Origin of the sequence: Pseudomonas sp. IT-P253, from assembly GCF_949768125.1 — a bacterium.
Lineage (GTDB): Bacteria > Pseudomonadota > Gammaproteobacteria > Pseudomonadales > Pseudomonadaceae > Aquipseudomonas.
In genome coordinates, this window is the sequence record NZ_CATKPT010000023.1 from 1 (window position 1) to 15,298 (window position 15,298).

The 15,298-nt window shown below is 60.7% G+C and carries 14 protein-coding genes and 1 pseudogene; 8 read left to right on the forward strand and 7 right to left on the reverse strand.

Going from position 1 to position 15,298, the window contains the following annotated elements; all coding sequences use genetic code 11:
* Positions 1 to 175 precede the first annotated feature (175 nt).
* The 3 genes from ACM6IR_RS14575 to ACM6IR_RS14585 all read left to right on the forward strand — a co-directional run bounded on the left by ACM6IR_RS14575 (position 176) and on the right by ACM6IR_RS14585 (position 1,548).
* A complete protein-coding gene (locus ACM6IR_RS14575; RefSeq protein ID WP_414908423.1) occupies positions 176 to 751 on the forward strand; it encodes a DedA family protein in 576 nt (191 codons plus the stop codon).
* A gap of 291 nt (positions 752 to 1,042) precedes the next feature.
* The gene (locus tag ACM6IR_RS14580; RefSeq protein ID WP_157710487.1) at positions 1,043 to 1,297 is read left to right on the forward strand and encodes a type II toxin-antitoxin system prevent-host-death family antitoxin; all 255 of its coding nucleotides are present in this window, start codon (positions 1,043 to 1,045) and stop codon (positions 1,295 to 1,297) included.
* Positions 1,294 to 1,548 carry a Txe/YoeB family addiction module toxin gene (locus tag ACM6IR_RS14585; RefSeq protein ID WP_414908371.1) on the forward strand — a complete coding sequence of 85 codons (255 nt, stop codon included), beginning with the start codon at positions 1,294 to 1,296 and terminating at the stop codon, positions 1,546 to 1,548. The genes ACM6IR_RS14580 and ACM6IR_RS14585 overlap by 4 nt, the downstream gene beginning before the upstream one ends.
* An 8-nt stretch (positions 1,549 to 1,556) precedes the next feature.
* Here the strand turns inward: ACM6IR_RS14585 and ACM6IR_RS14590 are convergent, their stop codons facing one another.
* Positions 1,557 to 2,732 carry an aspartate aminotransferase family protein gene (locus ACM6IR_RS14590; RefSeq protein WP_414908372.1) on the reverse strand — a complete coding sequence of 392 codons (1,176 nt, stop codon included), beginning with the start codon at positions 2,730 to 2,732 and terminating at the stop codon, positions 1,557 to 1,559.
* A 102-nt stretch (positions 2,733 to 2,834) separates the two neighbouring features.
* Between ACM6IR_RS14590 and ACM6IR_RS14595 the strand changes: the two genes are divergently transcribed.
* Both ACM6IR_RS14595 and ACM6IR_RS14600 read left to right on the forward strand, forming a co-directional pair.
* Positions 2,835 to 3,740, forward strand: coding sequence for a LysR family transcriptional regulator (locus ACM6IR_RS14595; RefSeq protein ID WP_414908373.1), 906 nt, complete (start codon positions 2,835 to 2,837; stop codon positions 3,738 to 3,740).
* Between the two features lie 58 nt (positions 3,741 to 3,798).
* A pseudogene (locus ACM6IR_RS14600) lies at positions 3,799 to 4,026 on the forward strand (diguanylate cyclase domain-containing protein); the annotation flags it as partial.
* A gap of 22 nt (positions 4,027 to 4,048) precedes the next feature.
* Here ACM6IR_RS14600 and msrA read toward each other — a convergent pair.
* Genes msrA through msrB form a run of 3 tightly spaced genes read right to left on the reverse strand, consistent with a single transcriptional unit; the run spans position 4,049 to position 7,111 of the window.
* On the reverse strand, positions 4,049 to 4,753 hold the full coding sequence (gene msrA, locus ACM6IR_RS14605) for a peptide-methionine (S)-S-oxide reductase MsrA (RefSeq protein WP_414908374.1): 705 nt from the start codon (positions 4,751 to 4,753) through the stop codon (positions 4,049 to 4,051).
* A 31-nt stretch (positions 4,754 to 4,784) separates the two neighbouring features.
* Positions 4,785 to 6,560, reverse strand: a complete 1,776-nt coding sequence (locus ACM6IR_RS14610; protein WP_414908375.1) for a cytochrome c biogenesis protein DipZ — start codon at positions 6,558 to 6,560, stop codon at positions 4,785 to 4,787.
* 32 nt (positions 6,561 to 6,592) lie between these two features.
* Entirely contained in the window at positions 6,593 to 7,111 is a 519-nt protein-coding gene (msrB, locus tag ACM6IR_RS14615) for a peptide-methionine (R)-S-oxide reductase MsrB (protein WP_414908376.1), read from the reverse strand.
* A gap of 151 nt (positions 7,112 to 7,262) precedes the next feature.
* Here msrB and ACM6IR_RS14620 point away from each other — a divergent pair, with 151 nt between their 5' ends.
* Both ACM6IR_RS14620 and ACM6IR_RS14625 read left to right on the forward strand, forming a co-directional pair.
* On the forward strand, positions 7,263 to 7,979 hold the full coding sequence (locus tag ACM6IR_RS14620) for a response regulator transcription factor (protein ID WP_201114723.1): 717 nt from the start codon (positions 7,263 to 7,265) through the stop codon (positions 7,977 to 7,979).
* A complete protein-coding gene (locus ACM6IR_RS14625) occupies positions 7,976 to 9,496 on the forward strand; it encodes a sensor histidine kinase (RefSeq protein ID WP_414908377.1) in 1,521 nt (506 codons plus the stop codon). The genes ACM6IR_RS14620 and ACM6IR_RS14625 overlap by 4 nt, the downstream gene beginning before the upstream one ends.
* Positions 9,497 to 9,666: 170 nt before the next feature.
* On the opposite strand, the gene ACM6IR_RS14630 is transcribed toward ACM6IR_RS14625, so the two are convergent.
* The 3 genes from ACM6IR_RS14630 to ACM6IR_RS14640 all read right to left on the reverse strand — a co-directional run bounded on the left by ACM6IR_RS14630 (position 9,667) and on the right by ACM6IR_RS14640 (position 14,067).
* Positions 9,667 to 10,617, reverse strand: coding sequence for a CobW family GTP-binding protein (locus tag ACM6IR_RS14630; RefSeq protein WP_414908378.1), 951 nt, complete (start codon positions 10,615 to 10,617; stop codon positions 9,667 to 9,669).
* Positions 10,614 to 12,362, reverse strand: a complete 1,749-nt coding sequence (locus tag ACM6IR_RS14635; protein ID WP_414908379.1) for an amidohydrolase — start codon at positions 12,360 to 12,362, stop codon at positions 10,614 to 10,616. Before ACM6IR_RS14635 ends, ACM6IR_RS14630 begins: the two co-directional genes overlap by 4 nt.
* Before the next feature lie 100 nt (positions 12,363 to 12,462).
* The gene (locus ACM6IR_RS14640; protein ID WP_414908380.1) at positions 12,463 to 14,067 is read right to left on the reverse strand and encodes a 5-guanidino-2-oxopentanoate decarboxylase; all 1,605 of its coding nucleotides are present in this window, start codon (positions 14,065 to 14,067) and stop codon (positions 12,463 to 12,465) included.
* A gap of 201 nt (positions 14,068 to 14,268) precedes the next feature.
* On the opposite strand from ACM6IR_RS14640, the gene ACM6IR_RS14645 reads away from it, so the two are divergent.
* On the forward strand, positions 14,269 to 15,174 hold the full coding sequence (locus tag ACM6IR_RS14645; protein WP_414908381.1) for a LysR substrate-binding domain-containing protein: 906 nt from the start codon (positions 14,269 to 14,271) through the stop codon (positions 15,172 to 15,174).
* The last annotated feature ends 124 nt before the right edge of the window (positions 15,175 to 15,298 follow it).

Genomic DNA, 15,298 nt, shown 5'->3' on the forward strand with positions numbered 1-15,298 from the left:
ACTTTACGACTGCTGCGCAGCCGGACGCAGGCTTCGCCAGTTGCTACGGGGTATGTGTTGCTGCTGAATTTGCTTAACTGATCGGCATTATTCATTGCTGGAGCTCATTAATCGGATTCCAGATTGCTTACGAACGCCACGACGTTCGGCTGGTGGAAAGTTTGGGGGAGCGCCCTTGCTTGAACACATAAACATTCATTATCTGCTCGCCACTTATGGCTACTGGGCGGTGTTCTTTGGCTGTTTGCTGGAAGGTGAAACCATACTGATCCTGGGCGGCATGGCCGCTCACCAGCACCTGTTGCATTTATGGCCGGTGATTGCCTGGGCCAGTTTGGGAGGGATGTTGGGCGATCAATTGTTGTTCTGGAGCGGACGGTATTTCGGCGGACGACTATTGCCGCGGCTGAGTAAAAATCAAGCTGCCATCGATCGCGTGACAAGACTGATAGCGCGCTACCCGTCGACCGCGATTTTTGCGGTGCGTTTTCTGTATGGCATGCGCTTGGTGGGACCGGTGGTGATTGGAGCCAGCGGCCTGTCGCCGCTACGGTTCACGGTGTTGAATGCCTTGGGCGCGGTGGTTTGGGCGACACTGTTTGCCAGCGCTGGTTACTGGGTCGGCCAGGCGCTTGAAAGTTTGCTGGGGAACCTGAAACCTTATCGTTTGCCAATTGCGCTGGCGGTTTTGGTGTTAGGCGTAACGGTTGCGTTAATCCGGCATTTTCGCGCCAAAGCCAAAGCACGTTGAGGGTAAGTAGATGGCAGGAACAACCCGCTGGTTGAGAGCGCACTATCGCGATAGGCCGATGGGGGTCACAACGCACAAGATCTGTGGGGACGGGATAGAAAAACTTGGAGGCAGAGAGATGGCATGAGTATCGGATTGGGACTACATCAGTCACGGAAACGTCTCGACGAACCTTCACCGATACTCAGTACAAACGCAGATGCACCGTCTGCGTAACGACCATTCGTAGGTATCGCCTTGTCATCCTGTACTCATTTCTGTACGTTCTTTGCATCGAGCGAGGACTACAACATGCAAACCATTAACTACACCACCGCACGCGCACACCTTGCCGAAACCATGGATCGGGTCAATGAAGACCGCGCTCCATTGTTGGTCACTCGCCAGAAAGGCGAACCCGTGGTGATGATGTCGCTGGCGGAGTACAACGCCCTCGAAGAGACTGCCTACCTACTCCGCTCACCCGCCAATGCTGAACGGCTGATCAAATCGATCAGCCATTTGCGGGCAGGGAAAACCAAATCCAGGCAACTCATCGAAGAATGAATATCGAGTTCACTCCTGAAGGTTGGGAAGACTATTTGTGGTTCCAACAAAACGATAAGGCCGGGCTCAAACGAATCAATCTGCTTATTAAATCCATCCAGCGTGAACCGTTCGGCGGACTCGGAAAGCCAGAACCGCTCAAACACAACTTGAGCGGCTTCTGGTCACGTCGAGTGACCGGCGAGCATCGGTTGGTCTATGCAGTTGAGGACGATGAGATACGCGTCGTGATGTGTAGATATCATTACTGAGTAAACACTCAGGCCGCACTCACCGCCCGACAAACCCCTCTGACAATCATTGCCACCTCCCGCTCATCGATGGTCAGCGGTGGCAGCAACCGGACGGTTTTGCCCCGGGTCACGTTGATCAGCAAGCCGTGATCCCTTGCAGCGATCAAGGTCAGGTCGCGAATCGCTTGCTTGAGTTCGATGCCGATCATTAACCCCTGCCCGCGGATCGCCAATACGTTCGGATGGTCCGCCAACTCCGTGCGCAATCTGGCGAGCAGGCGTTCGCCCTGGAGCCTGGCGTTGTCCAGCAGGCCTTGTTCTTCGATGATCTCCAGCACGGTGCAACCGACCCGGCAGGCCAGTGGATTACCACCGAAGGTGCTGCCGTGGCTGCCGGGTGTAAACAGGCCCGCTGCTTTGCCCCGCGCCAGGCAGGCGCCGATGGGGATGCCGTTGCCCAGGCCTTTGGCCAGGGTCATGACGTCCGGGACGATGCCTTCGTGCTGGAACGCAAACCAATGTCCGGTGCGGCCGATGCCGGTCTGGATTTCGTCGAGCATCAGCAACCATGCGCGCCGGTTGCACAGTTCACGGACAGCGTTGAGGTAACCGGACGGCGCCAGGTGTACGCCGCTTTCGCCCTGAATCGGCTCCATCAGGATTGCCACGATCCGTGGGCCGTGAGCCTGCTGGACCTTGTCCAGAGCCTTGAGGTCGCCGAACGGTACTTTGACGAAATCCCCCGGCAGCTCATTGAAACCCAGGCGTACCGCCGGGCCATCGCTGGCGGACAACGTACCGAGCGTCCGGCCATGGAAAGCGCCCTCCATGACCACCACCAACGGTTGCTCAATGCCTTTGTGCCAGCCGTAAAGCCGCGCCAGTTTCAGTGCAGTCTCATTGGCCTCGGCGCCGGAGTTGTTGAAAAACGCCCGCTCCATGCCCGCCAACTGCGTCAGTTTCTGCGCCAGCCTTTGCTGCCAGTCGATGCTGTAAAGGTTGGAGGTGTGCAACAGCAACCCGGCCTGTTCGCTGATGGCCGAGACGATTTTAGGATGGGAGTGACCGACGTTGGTCACGGCCACGCCCGCCACCGCGTCCAGGTATTCGCGACCGTCCTGATCCCACAGACGCGTGCCCAGGCCTTTGCTGAAACTCAGGGCCAGTGGTTGGTAAGTGCTCATCAGGCAGGCGGCGGTCATGACATCAAGCTCCATCAATTGTCGGTGTTTTTGCAGTATGGTTAGCCATCTGAACTGGATAAACACGGCAACACTTCAATCATTTTAAAGCTGGGCTTGATAATGGATTTGTTCCAGGCAATGACTGTGTACGTCAAAGTGGTAGAGGCTGGCAGCATGACCGCGGCGGCTCTTCAATGCGAAATGTCCACCACCATGGTGGGTAATCACTTGCGGGCGCTGGAGCAACGGCTGGGTGTGCGCTTGCTCAACCGAACGACGCGGCGCCAGCGACTGACGGAATTCGGTAGCGCGTACTATCAACGCTGTCTCGAAGTCCTGGGGTTGGTGGCCGATTCCGAACGCTTGGCCGAACAGGTACTCGACGAGCCGAGCGGCACCTTGCGCATCACCGCACCGCTGACGTTCGGCACGGAAAAACTGGCGCCGGCGCTGAGTGAATTTGCCCTGCTGTGTCCGCGAGTCAAACTGGACGTGGTCCTCACCAATCGGCGCCCGGACCTGCTGGAAAACGGTTTCGACGTGGCGTTTCGCTTGGGCAATACCGAGGAGCCCAACCTGATCGCCCGCCCCCTCGTCACCTACACCCTGACCATGTGCGCATCGCGTGAGTATTTGCTTCGCCGGGGCACCCCGCTAATACCGGCAGATCTGCAACACCACGACTGCCTGTCTTTTGCCTATCCGGCAGGAGATGACTGGCAGTCAGTGGAAAAGGCATGGCGCCTGACCGGGCCCGACGGCGAAGTGGCTGTCGCGGTCAGTGGACCGATGTTGATCAACAGCTCTGCGGCATTGCATCAAGCGGCACGAACCGGCATGGGCATTGTTTTGTTGCCCGATGCGTTGGTAGAGCAAGACCTCAAGGACGCAAAATTGCTGGCCTTGATGCCGGATTATCTACCGCCGAGCCGGCCGATGAACCTGATGTACGCCCAGGATCGCTACCGCCTGCCAAAATTACGCAGCTTCGTCGACTTCGCCCTGCAAATGTGGGGCAAACACTAGCCGGCCCAATACGCCATCGACTAATCTGCGCGACAAGCAGGTCACTTTGATTCAGGGCGAGTTCATCATGATTCTGCCCGATACCCCACTGGACGATGCCCGAACCCTCGCCGGGAATATCCGCGCCGGCCTCTCAAGCTTGCTGCCGGTAGGGGACTTTCAAGTGACCATGAGTTTTGGCGTGGTTCAGCGCTTCGACGAAGAACAGCAGACCGGACTGCTGGCCAGGGCCGACCGAGCGCTGTATCGGTTGAAGATCGCGGGCAAGAACGTGATTTCGGGGTGAGAGCCATGCCCTCCCCGCCGGCTCACGTCCCCGCCTTCACCAATACCGGTTTCTCCTGATACCGATCCGGATACAGCTGTTTCAGCTGCGCGACTTTCGGTAGATCGTTGATCACGATGTACGGATAAGTCGGATGCTCGGTCAGAAAGTCCTGATGTTCCTCCTCCGCCGGGTAGAAGCCGTTGTAGGTTTCCAGCTTGGTCACAATCGGTTTTTTGAACGAATGCGCGGCGTCGAGCTGGGCTATGTAGGCCTGAGCGACACGTTTCTGTTCGTTGTTTTCCGGAAAAATCGCCGAGCGATACTGAGTGCCGCTGTCAGGGCCCTGGCGGTTGAGTTCGGTAGGGTTATGGGCCACCGAGAAGTAAATTTGCAGCAACGTGCCGTAGCTGACTTGCGTGGGATCGAACGTGACTTCGACAGACTCGGCATGACCGGTATCGCCCTCGCTGACCCGTTCATATTGAGCGGTGTTGGCCGCGCCACCGGCATAACCGGACACCGCTTTCTTCACGCCTTTTACATGTTGGAACACCCCTTGTACGCCCCAGAAACAACCACCGGCAAAGACTGCGGTTTCGCTGTGGGCCTGGGTGGTTTCGTCGAGGGCGGGCGGCGCGATCGCAACCGCCTCTTCGGCGCCGAAAGAGAACGCCGAACAGTGGCCTATAACGCTGGCGGCAGCCAGGCCCAGCAGGGTACGGCGCCAGGTGAACGGGGTTTTCATGGGGCTGACTCCTTGGACAATGAGATGATTTTCAACCAAAGGTAAAGGCATACGCCGACACGCCCGGATCGAGAAACTCGATGCTGAACGTGCGGTCCGTGACATCGCCGGACTGGCGCACCAACTGATACAAGCGTTGTTCGGTCACGCGGCCACTGCCGTCGGGGGCCACGTCGGTACCGTGGTTATCGCCGGGAGCTTTTCCGTCAAGCAGCACTTTGAAACGCACCGGTTTACCATCAGCACCCGGTCCCAGGACCAGATGCAGATCGCGAGCGTGGAAGCGGTAGACGATACGACTGGCGGGGGCGTTTGCCGTCGCCCGCTCCGAGCCGACAGTCCACTGCCCGCCGAGGCTCCAGTCGTTGAGTGCCAAGTGCGTCGGCGAGTTGTAGGCCGATACCTTGTCCGGCACCAGGCCGGTTTCAGGGACGAAATGCTCCGCGCGCTGGTAGCCGACGTAGGTTTCCGGCGATTGCACCTCGTTCATGTCCGGTGCGAGTTGAACGCCCTCGGCGCTGGCATTGATCAGGCCGTCCGCCACCTTCGCGGCACCCGCTTCACGCAGCAGTTGCTGAATCACCCGTTCCGATTCGGCGTATTCACCCTCGCCAAAGTGGTGATAGCGAATCCGACCTTGAGCGTCGGCAAAATAGTGGGCCGGCCAGTATTCGTTGTTGAAGGCACGCCAGATCTTGAAGTCGTTATCGATGGCCACCGGGTAATTGATGCCCAGGTCTTTCATGGCTTTGGTGACATTGCCCACGTTCCGTTCGAAGGCAAACTCGGGCGCATGGACGCCGATCACCACCAGCCCCTGATCGCGATATTTCTCGGCCCAGGCTTTTACATACGGCAGCGTGCGCAGGCAGTTGATGCAGGAGTAGGTCCAGAAATCCACCAGCACGACTTTGCCTTTCAACGCCTGGGCATCGAGTGGCGGTGAGTTAAGCCATTGCACGGCGCCGTCCAGCGCGGGAAGGTTGCCCTCGACCGGTAGCGTGGCCGATGGTTTGTCAGCGACCTTCACTGCACTGTCGGAGACGGGGTTCTGCGCCATCATCGTTGCGCTGCCGCTTGGTGATTTACCCGCCAGTCGCCCGACAAGGGCCTGCTCAATGCCACCGGTAGACGCCGTCGAAAACCGCGCCAGAATTCCGGTGTCCAGCCCCAGGGCAATCGCTGCCACACCGGCCAGCATCGCCGCGCCCAGGCCGCGACGGACCCACTCGCCAGCACCGATGGAACGCTTCATCGCCGCAAAGACTTTTCCGCCCAGCAGCAGCGCCACGGCAAGCGACGTTGCGGCACCCGCCGCGTAGGCCAGCAGCAACAATGTGGTGGCGATACTCGCCCCTTGCAGCGCTGCACCGGTCAGCAACAGCCCCAAAATGGGCCCGGCACATGGCGCCCAGAGCAGGCCCGTGGCGACACCGATCAGGAAAGAGGCGCCGGGACGCGGCCGGGCATCGGCACCTGCCACTTCCGACAACCGACTGCCAGCCGCCACCAGCGGGCGGGTCAGACGCTCCGCCAATCGCGGCAACAACAGCGTCAACCCGAACAGTGCGACAAACACCAACGCGAGCCAGCGACCGTACTGATTGAGTTGCACCACCCAACCGCCACCGACGGCCGCCAACGTGGCGACGAGCGCGAAGGTCATGGCCATGCCCACCAGCAGCGGCAGGCCGCTCTTGATGAACGGCTGGCCGGTGCGGGCAAAGACGAAGGGCAGTACCGGCAGAATGCACGGGCTGACAATCGTCAGCACACCACCGAGATAAGCGAGTACCAGAAGCCACATAACGTCGACCTGCAAAAAAGTGAGGGAAAGGATCAGGCCGCCAGCGGCTTGAATGTCATGGCCAGACCATTCATGCAGTAGCGCAGACCGGTGGGTTTGGGCCCATCGTCGAACACATGGCCCAAATGACCGCCACAGCGTCGGCAATGAACCTCTTCACGCACCACCCCGAAAGACCGGTCCTGACGCGTGGCCACTGCCTTATCCAGCGGTGCCCAGAAGCTCGGCCAACCGGTATGGCTATCGAACTTGGTGGCGGACGAAAACAGCGGCAGGGCGCAACCGGCACAGGCGAACGTGCCGTTGCGGTGCTCGTTGTTCAGTGCGCTGCTGTAGGCCCGTTCGGTGCCCTCCTCACGGAGGATGTCGTACTGCTCGTCGCTGAGCAGGGCATGCCATTCGCTGTCGCTGTGAGTCACCTCGAACACCTCCGCCGCGCTGGCCTCACTGACCAATGCCGCACTCGTCGAAAATTTTGGCAATACACCGATCACCAGGGCTGCAGCCCCCAGCCCACCGCTTGCGAAAAGAAATTGTCGCCGTGAAAACATGGCCGTCTCCAAAAAACCAGGGTGCCTTTCATGGAACACAGCCTAGGCTTTGGTTGATCGCCAAATCCTCACGGAGAATTAAACAATTCGTGATAACTCAGCCCCCGGAAAACCCGCACAATGCGCTCATTGCATTGAAGGATTGAGCTTGATGGAACAGACCAAACGCGTCCTCGTGGTCGAAGACGATCTGCATATCGCCGACCTTATCTGCCTGCATCTGCGCGACGAACAGTTCGAGGTGGTGCATTGCGCCGATGGCGATGAAGGCATGCGACTGCTGCAGCAAGGCACCTGGGACGCACTGATCCTCGACCTGATGCTGCCGGGCGTCGACGGCCTGGAAATCTGCCGTCGCGCCCGTGCCATGGCTCGCTATACACCGATCATCATCACCAGTGCGCGCTCCAGCGAAATGCACCGGATTGTCGGGCTTGAACTCGGCGCCGACGATTACCTGGCCAAACCGTTTTCCATGCTCGAGCTCGTGGCCCGGGTCAAAGCACTGCTGCGCCGGGTCGACGCCATGGCCCGCAACCTGAAAATGGACGCTGGCAGCCTGCTCTCGGACGGCCTCTCCATCGACCCGATCACCCGCGACGTGTCCCTCGATGGTCGCCGCCTGGACCTCACGCCACGGGAATTCGACCTGTTGTATTTCTTCGCCCGCCAGCCCGGCAAAGTGTTCTCGCGCATGGACCTCCTGAACGCCGTGTGGGGTTACAGCCACGAAGGCTACGAACACACGGTCAATACCCACATCAACCGTCTGCGGGCGAAGATCGAGACCGACCCGGCACAACCGGTGCGCATCCTCACGGTGTGGGGTCGAGGCTACAAATTCGCGGCCAAGGAGGAGCAGCCATGAGGTTGACCCTGACCCAGCGCCTGTCCCTGGTTTTCGCCGTGCTACTGCTGGTGTGTTGCGGCACCTCGGCGTGGCTGCAGGTGCGCTCCAACCAGATGCATGAGCAAGAAGTGGTGCAAGGGTTGTCGCGGGATCTGGCGCAACACATCGCCCACGACACGGTGCTGATGGACAGCAAAGGCCTGATGCCCAATGCGGTGCGCGATCTGTTCAGCCAACTGATGCTGGTCAACCCCAGCGTCGAGGTCTACCTGCTCGACGTCGAGGGCAAGATTGTCGGGAGCGCCGCGCCTGAGGGCCGGATTCACCGGGAACGGGTTGACCTGGCGCCGATCCAGCGCCTGCTCAAGGGCGATGCGTTGCCGATTCTCGGCGACGACCCACGCAGCGTCGATGCCCGCAAAGTCTTCAGCGCCGCGCCGTTGAAGGTCGACGGCAAACCGGCAGGCTATCTCTATGTGGTATTGCTCGGTGAAGACCACGACCGCTTCGCCGAACGCGGTGCCACCAGCGCCGCCCTCAATACCGCCCTGTGGTCCATCGGTCTGGTCGCGATGCTGTGCCTGATCGCCGGTCTCACGGCATTTGCCCTGATCACCCGCCCGTTGCGCCGCTTGACCGATACCGTCAGCCACTTCGACATTGACGGTGTCCCGGTCACGCCGCCGCCACCAGTTCCGGCAGAAAAAGCCGCCAGCCACGATGAAATCGCCGTACTCGACGCCACCTTCCGGCAGATGCAGGCGCGCCTCGGTGAACAGTGGCGCTCGTTGACCCGCCAGGATCAGGAACGCCGTGAGCTGGTGGCCAATATTTCCCACGACCTGCGCACCCCGCTGGCTTCGCTGCACGGCTATCTGGAAACCCTGTCGCTCAAGGACGCTACGCTGTCCCCCGCCGACCGTCGCCGCTACTTGGGCATCGCGCTGGATCAAAGCCGCAAGGTCGGCGGCCTGGCGCAATCGCTTTTGGAACTGGTGCGGCTGGAACACGGCTTCGTGCAACCGGTGCTGGAGCGCTTCTCCCTGACCGATCTGGTGCAGGACATCTTCCAGAAATTCGAGCTGACGGCCGAGGCACGGCACGTACAACTCAGGGCCCACTTCGCGCCAACGGTATCCGCTGTGTACGCCGACCTTGGCCTGATCGAGCGCGTGCTGACCAACCTCTTTGACAACGCCTTGCGTCACACCCCGCAGGGCGGAGCCATTGATATCAGCCTGGTGCCGCAAGGCCGGTTCGTCGAGATCATCGTCAGTGACAGCGGCCCGGGCATCGCCGCCGAACTGCGTGACGGCTTGTTCCTGCGCCCGTTCAACATTGGCGGCGCACGGCGCGACGGCGGACTGGGGCTGCGCATCGTGCATCGAATCCTGCAGCTGCATGGCCGCGAGATCCGCCTGGTGGATGTGCCGGGGCAAGGTGCAACGTTCAGCTTTTCGCTGCCTGTGGATGAAGGCACGGCGACGGCCCTGGCCGAGCGATCAATGAACCTGAACACACCGGGGCAAGCCTGATAGACCGCGGCGCTTGCTTCGCGAGCAGGCTCGCTCCCACATTGGATCTGCGACTCACCGCAAATCACCTGCGGGAGCGAGCTTGCTCGCGAAGAGGCCAGCCCACTCACAGAAAAATCTGGATCAATCCCGGTAGCCCGGAGCGACGCGGCCAACTCATCACGTAACCATTAAGTCCGGGCGTCCTCGCTCACCTTGCAGGCGTCCAACCCTCGCCCCAATGCTTCCCAGCCGTCGAAGCCACGACCCGCAATGAACACCAGCCGTGTCGCGTTAGCCTGTGCTTCATCGGTGGCGGGCAGAAACTGACTGCGGGTGCCGACGTGTTGCAGCCAGTGCGCCTTGCCGCTCTGTGCCAGCACCACCAAACCCTTGACCCGGAATACCTCGCTGGGCAGTGCCTGCAGCCAGCTACGCAAACGTTCGACGTCAAGCGCGGCAGTGGTCCGCCACAGCCAACTGCTGAACATTTCACTGTGATCGTCGGTCGACACTCGAGTCATTGGTTTCAGCGCGCGTGGCTCAAGGTCCAGCTCCGAATCCAGCCAAAGGGCATCCGGCAGCTGCGCCTGCACACTGGCGTGAACGCGAGTCCTGGCGCCCAGCGCCTCGCGCAGCGTCTGCAACTGCGGGTCGTCGACCAGATCGGTTTTGTTCAACAGCAATAAATCCGCCGCGGCCACCTGGGCCCTTGCCAGTCGAGCGTATTCACCCTCGAGCTGCAGATGCCGGGTGGCGTCGACCACGGTGATTACCATGTCCAATTGCATCTGGCTGCGCAGTTGCGGGTAAGCCAGGGTTTGCACGATCCGCTGCGGATCGGACACGCCACTGCATTCAATGACGATGCGTTCAAGCCTGGGTTGCAGCTGCGCCATACTGGTCAGTTGCGCCAACAGGTCTTCTTGCACCGTGCAGCAAATGCAACCGTTTTGCAGGCTGACCACCGCGTCCGTGACTTCGGAAACGATGGCCGCATCGATATTCAGCTCGCCGAAATCGTTGACAATCACCGCGAGTCGCCGGCCTTCCGCACGGCGCACCATGCGGTTGAGCAAGGTGGTTTTACCGGCACCGAGAAACCCTGAAACAACGGTCACTGCGATCCGTGAGGTGGTCATTTCGCCTTACCTTCCAGCACCGGTGGTTCACCCTGCCAAACCGCGTTCAAGCCGGCCGCCGCCAGCGTTGAATGTCGGTCGTAGACCAACTGCCCTTCGACAAAGGTCAGCAGCACGTTGGTGCGATGGATGTAGTTGCGCGCAGGTTCGGCAAACAGGTCGCGGTCGATGACGATCAAGTCCGCCGACTTGCCGACTTCCAGGCTACCGGTGCTCTGTTCCAGGCCCATGGCCACGGCACCGTTGCGCGTGACCACGTTCAGCGCCTGTTCGAGGCTGATCGGCTCGCCGAAGCAGGCCGGATCGTCGTTCCACGGGTTCTGGCGGGTGACCATGGTTTCCAGCGCCAGCCACGGGTCAATCGATGCCACCGGCCAGTCAGTGCCCATGACCGCGGTGCCACCGGCTTCGAGCACGCCTTTGAAATCGTAGATGCGCTTGAGTCGTTCCTGACCGTAGCCCGAACGTGCACCACTGGCGAACGGTGTCGGGTACCAGGCGGCCGGGGAAAATTCGGCGATGACGTTCAGTTCCTTGAAGCGCGGCAGGTTGCCCGGATGCAGCAACGTGCTGTGGGCGCACTGGTGGCGTACACCACTGAAACCGTTACGACGACGGGCTTCGGCCACGGCATCGAGGAACACGTCGGACGCGCCGTCACCGGTGCAATGAGCGATTACGCGGATGCCTTTGCTGTCCATGTCCACCACCATGTCGGTGATGTGCTCGGGCGTCAGGTTGAGCTTGCCGCGCCAGCTCGACTCTTGCGGCCATGGCGTCAGCAAGTACGAAGACTTGGGCTCGACCGTGCCGTCAAAGTGAAACTTCACCGCGTTGGCACTCAGGCGTGCGCTGCGGTAGTAATGACGTTCACCACTGAGCAATTCCCAACGACGGCGTACCGGGAAAATATCGTCCTGCCAACTGATGGCGGCTTCGATTCGAACGGTCAGTTCACCGCTGTCGTCGAGTTCTTTCAACGCCTGCAAGCGTTGTTCGCAGACGTGCACGTATTTGCTCGCGGTTACGCCACGGGAGCTCTGAAAGTGCACGCCATCGCGGTAGGCGCGACGCAGTACGCTGACCGGGGTGGGTGGCATGGCGGCATGGATCATCGCGTAGGCGCCGTCGATCATCAGGCCGTTGGGCTCGCCCGTCAGTTCATCACGCTCCAGATAGCCGTTACGCGGGTCTGCAGTGTGACGATCGATGCCGGCCAGTTCCAAGGCCTTGGAGTTGACCATCATCGTGCCCCACATCCGGTCGAGCAGCGCCACCGGGCGGTCCGGCATGACGCTGTCGAGCCACGCCCGCCCCGGCGTCAATCCGGCTTCGCGGAAGGTGTAACGCACCCAATACTGCCCATAAATCCAGCCGTCGCCCGGGTGGGAATCGGCGTAGGCGAGGATGCTGTCGCGCAGTTGCTCCGGCGTCGGGTCTTCGATGCCGACATCCAGGTCATCGCTGTAGCGTGGCGCCAGTGCCAGGTCGGGGTGCGTGTGCATATCGTGCAGGCCCGGCATGCAGAACGCGCCTTGCAGATCATGCAGCACGGTGTTCGGGCCCTTGAACGCTTCAAGCGCGCTCAGGCTGGCGACACCGATCAACTTGCCGCCGCGGATCGCCACGGCCTCGGCCCACGGATTCAAAGGATCCTGGGTATAGATGCGACCGTTAGCGAGGATCAGATCGGCGTAGGTTCCTTGCGCGGAATGGGTCGAGGAAAAGTTGTCGGACTCAGCCATGTAAGCCACCTTTTGAGTTCAGTTCGATAGGAAGGTCCACCGCGCGTCTTGCGCTTCGGCGACCTGGAAATTTTTATTGTTGTAACCCGCGACCCGGTGCTTACACCGCTAGAAAAGCCCCGGCGTCCAGTTCGAGCATCACCGGTGTCTCCGTGCTGCCGAGCTGGCCCAGCAGCTCGCGCAAGTTGTGTAGATTGCTCACCCGGTGATGAGGCACGTGGCAGCTTTGCGCCAGCGCGGCGAAGTCCGGCGTGAGGATGTCGACACCCAGCAACGGCACCGCTTTGGCATTCATGTAATCGCGAATCTCGGCGTAGCTTGAGTTATTCCAGAGCAGCAGAATCACCCCGGCACCGGCCTCTTTGGCAGCGATCAGTTCGGCGCTGGAAAACTGCAAGCCACCGTCCCCCACCAACGCCACCACCGGTCGCAGCGGCTGTGCGAGTTTGGCGCCGATGGCCGCCGGCAATGCGTAGCCGAGGGTTCCGTATCCGGTGCCGGCGTTGAACCAACTGTTGGGTGTAGGTGCCCGATAACCCAAGGCGCCCTGGTACACCGGTTGGGTCGAATCACCGACGATCAGCGGTTGCGGCAAGGTGTCACGAACCGTATCGAGCACCTCCTGCAAGCGACACTGTTTGGGGTTCCAGCCGGCGTGTTCGAGTGCATTGACCTGCATCACCCGGACACTGGCCCAGGTTTGATCGGCCTGGCGTTGCGGCAGTTGTGCCAACAGCGCACGCATCCCCTGCTCGGCGTCCCCCAACAAACCGACCTCGGCCGGTTGAGCGCCCAGCACTTGCATTGGATCGATGTCCAGACGAATCAATGGCGCGGTGAACGCCAAAGGCCCCAAACCGAAAAAGTCGTAGTCGGTTTCGCCCAGCTCGGTGCCGATGGCCAGCACCACATCGGCCTCGGCAAACAGCTCACGACCGTGAGCCGACGACTGCACGCCATCGAGCAACAGCGGATGTTCGGGCGGGAGCAAGCCTCGGGCATTGGTGGTCAGTGCGACCGGTGCCTGCAAACGTTCAGCGAGTAAGGTCAGGGCCTCACTGGCTCGACGCGCGCCGCCACCGGCCAGGATCAATGGGCGCTGCGCGTTATTGATCAACCTGACGGCGGCGTCTATCGCAACGGCCGCCGGTGCAGGTGCCACCGGCAAGGTGCGCGGGCGTACGTCGAGACCGGCCGCTGACATCTCCAGCACATCCAGCGGAATTTCGATGTGCACTGGTCGAGGTCGCGTACAGCCAAACACGGCAAAGGCTCGTGCCAGCACTTCCGGCAATTGATCCGGGTGCTGCACGGTATGGCTGAACGCGCAGACGCCGGCGACCATGGCGCGCTGGTCAGGCAGTTCATGCAGGTGACCATGGCCCAGGCGCAGGTGTTCGCGGCGGTTGCAGGTGGAGATCACCAGCATCGGCACTGAGTCCGCATAGGCTTGGCCCATCGCGGTGAGAATATTGGTCATGCCAGGGCCGGTAATGATGAAACAGACTCCGGGCTTGCCGCTGGCGCGGGCATAACCGTCGGCCATGAACCCGGCCCCCTGCTCATGGCGCGGGCTGACGTGCTTCAGGCGACTGCCATGCAAGCCCCGATAAAGCTCCACGGTGTGCACGCCGGGAATGCCGAAGACGGTTTCAACGCCATAGCCTTCCAGCAACTGAACGAGCGCCTGGGCACAACGGGTCATGCAGCACCTCTTTGATGGTGGGCCAGCAGGGCCCGATGACGAGTTACGCTAGTATTGTTGAACCAACCGATACAACAATCGATTTTTTTTGGCCTGACTGTTCAATTTACGTCACCATAAGTAGTCAGTCATGAACAGGATTAGCGTTCGATCAAAGACTGCACGCGGCCCTGTTCTTCCAATTTTTCAGCGGGATGATTTATGCGTTTTCCATCGATGACCGCCCTTCGTGCCCTCGACGCCGTCGCCCGCCTGGGCAGCGTGTCGGTCGCCGCCCGTGAACTGAACCTGACCCGCAGCGCCATCAGCCACCAGATCAGCAAGCTGGAGGAATGTGTCGGTTTCGCACTCACCGAGCGAATGGGTCGGGGCATCGGCCTGACGTATCAAGGCGAGCGCTATGCGCGTGAGGTGCACGGGATTCTGTTGAACTTGCTGGACGCGGGTCAGTTGGTCGACGACCAAGAGATCTCTGGCCGGCTGTGCGTCAGTTGCGCGCCGGGGTTTGCCACGTATTGGTTGTGCCACCACATCGGGGCGTTCTTGCGTCAGTACCCGCAAGTGCAATTGCAGTTGATGTCCCCCAAGGCACCGGACGACATCAATACCCCGAACGTCGACCTGTTCATCACCTACGGCATTGGCGACTGGCCGGATAGGGTCGTCGAGGAGCTTGTTGCACTGCGCTTTTTCCCGGTGTGCAGCCCGCGCCTGATCAACGCGTTGGGCGGCCTGAAAAACCCGCAGGAACTCAGTAGCTATCCATTGCTGCACATGACAGACCACTCGGACTGGCGCGTCTGGCTGACCGCCGCCGGTGCGTCGGGCGTCAATGCAGCGAGCGGCATTCTGTTCTCCGATGCGCATTGCGCGCAGTCGGCGTGCATTGCCGGACAGGGCATCGCCATCGGCGACAACCTGATCAGCGGCGATGCCTTGTCCAAAGGCTTATTGGTGCGCCCGTTCGATATCACCGTCGACCTGCATCGCGGGTATTACCTGGCTGCCGACCCGCAAAAAGCCGAACGCGCGGTGGTCCAGGCCTTCAGCAACTGGGTCAAGACCCAACTCCAGTCGTCCCGCCAAACCTGGCAAGACCCCCTCTGACCCGCCATTAGCTCGCGCCTACATGCACATTGGAATTGACTCGAGTGAATCGACTGGCCGCCAGTTTCAGCCTCGGCATCTGGTGCCGCTGGCGCTGGCCATTCCACCGGTGATCTCGGCGCTG

Bases quoted from the DNA above. Each gene is read 5' to 3' on its own strand.
- ACM6IR_RS14580 (WP_157710487.1), top strand. From the start codon at position 1,043: ATGCAAACCATTAACTACACCACCGCACGCGCACACCTTGCCGAAACC.
- ACM6IR_RS14585 (WP_414908371.1), top strand. From the start codon at position 1,294: ATGAATATCGAGTTCACTCCTGAAGGTTGGGAAGACTATTTGTGGTTC.
- ACM6IR_RS14590 (WP_414908372.1), bottom strand. From the start codon at position 2,732: ATGACCGCCGCCTGCCTGATGAGCACTTACCAACCACTGGCCCTGAGT.
- ACM6IR_RS14595 (WP_414908373.1), top strand. From the start codon at position 2,835: ATGGATTTGTTCCAGGCAATGACTGTGTACGTCAAAGTGGTAGAGGCT.
- msrA (WP_414908374.1), bottom strand. From the start codon at position 4,753: ATGAAAACCCCGTTCACCTGGCGCCGTACCCTGCTGGGCCTGGCTGCC.
- ACM6IR_RS14610 (WP_414908375.1), bottom strand. From the start codon at position 6,560: ATGTGGCTTCTGGTACTCGCTTATCTCGGTGGTGTGCTGACGATTGTC.
- msrB (WP_414908376.1), bottom strand. From the start codon at position 7,111: ATGTTTTCACGGCGACAATTTCTTTTCGCAAGCGGTGGGCTGGGGGCT.
- ACM6IR_RS14620 (WP_201114723.1), top strand. From the start codon at position 7,263: ATGGAACAGACCAAACGCGTCCTCGTGGTCGAAGACGATCTGCATATC.
- ACM6IR_RS14625 (WP_414908377.1), top strand. From the start codon at position 7,976: ATGAGGTTGACCCTGACCCAGCGCCTGTCCCTGGTTTTCGCCGTGCTA.
- ACM6IR_RS14630 (WP_414908378.1), bottom strand. From the start codon at position 10,617: ATGACCACCTCACGGATCGCAGTGACCGTTGTTTCAGGGTTTCTCGGT.
- ACM6IR_RS14635 (WP_414908379.1), bottom strand. From the start codon at position 12,362: ATGGCTGAGTCCGACAACTTTTCCTCGACCCATTCCGCGCAAGGAACC.
- ACM6IR_RS14640 (WP_414908380.1), bottom strand. From the start codon at position 14,067: ATGACCCGTTGTGCCCAGGCGCTCGTTCAGTTGCTGGAAGGCTATGGC.
- ACM6IR_RS14645 (WP_414908381.1), top strand. From the start codon at position 14,269: ATGCGTTTTCCATCGATGACCGCCCTTCGTGCCCTCGACGCCGTCGCC.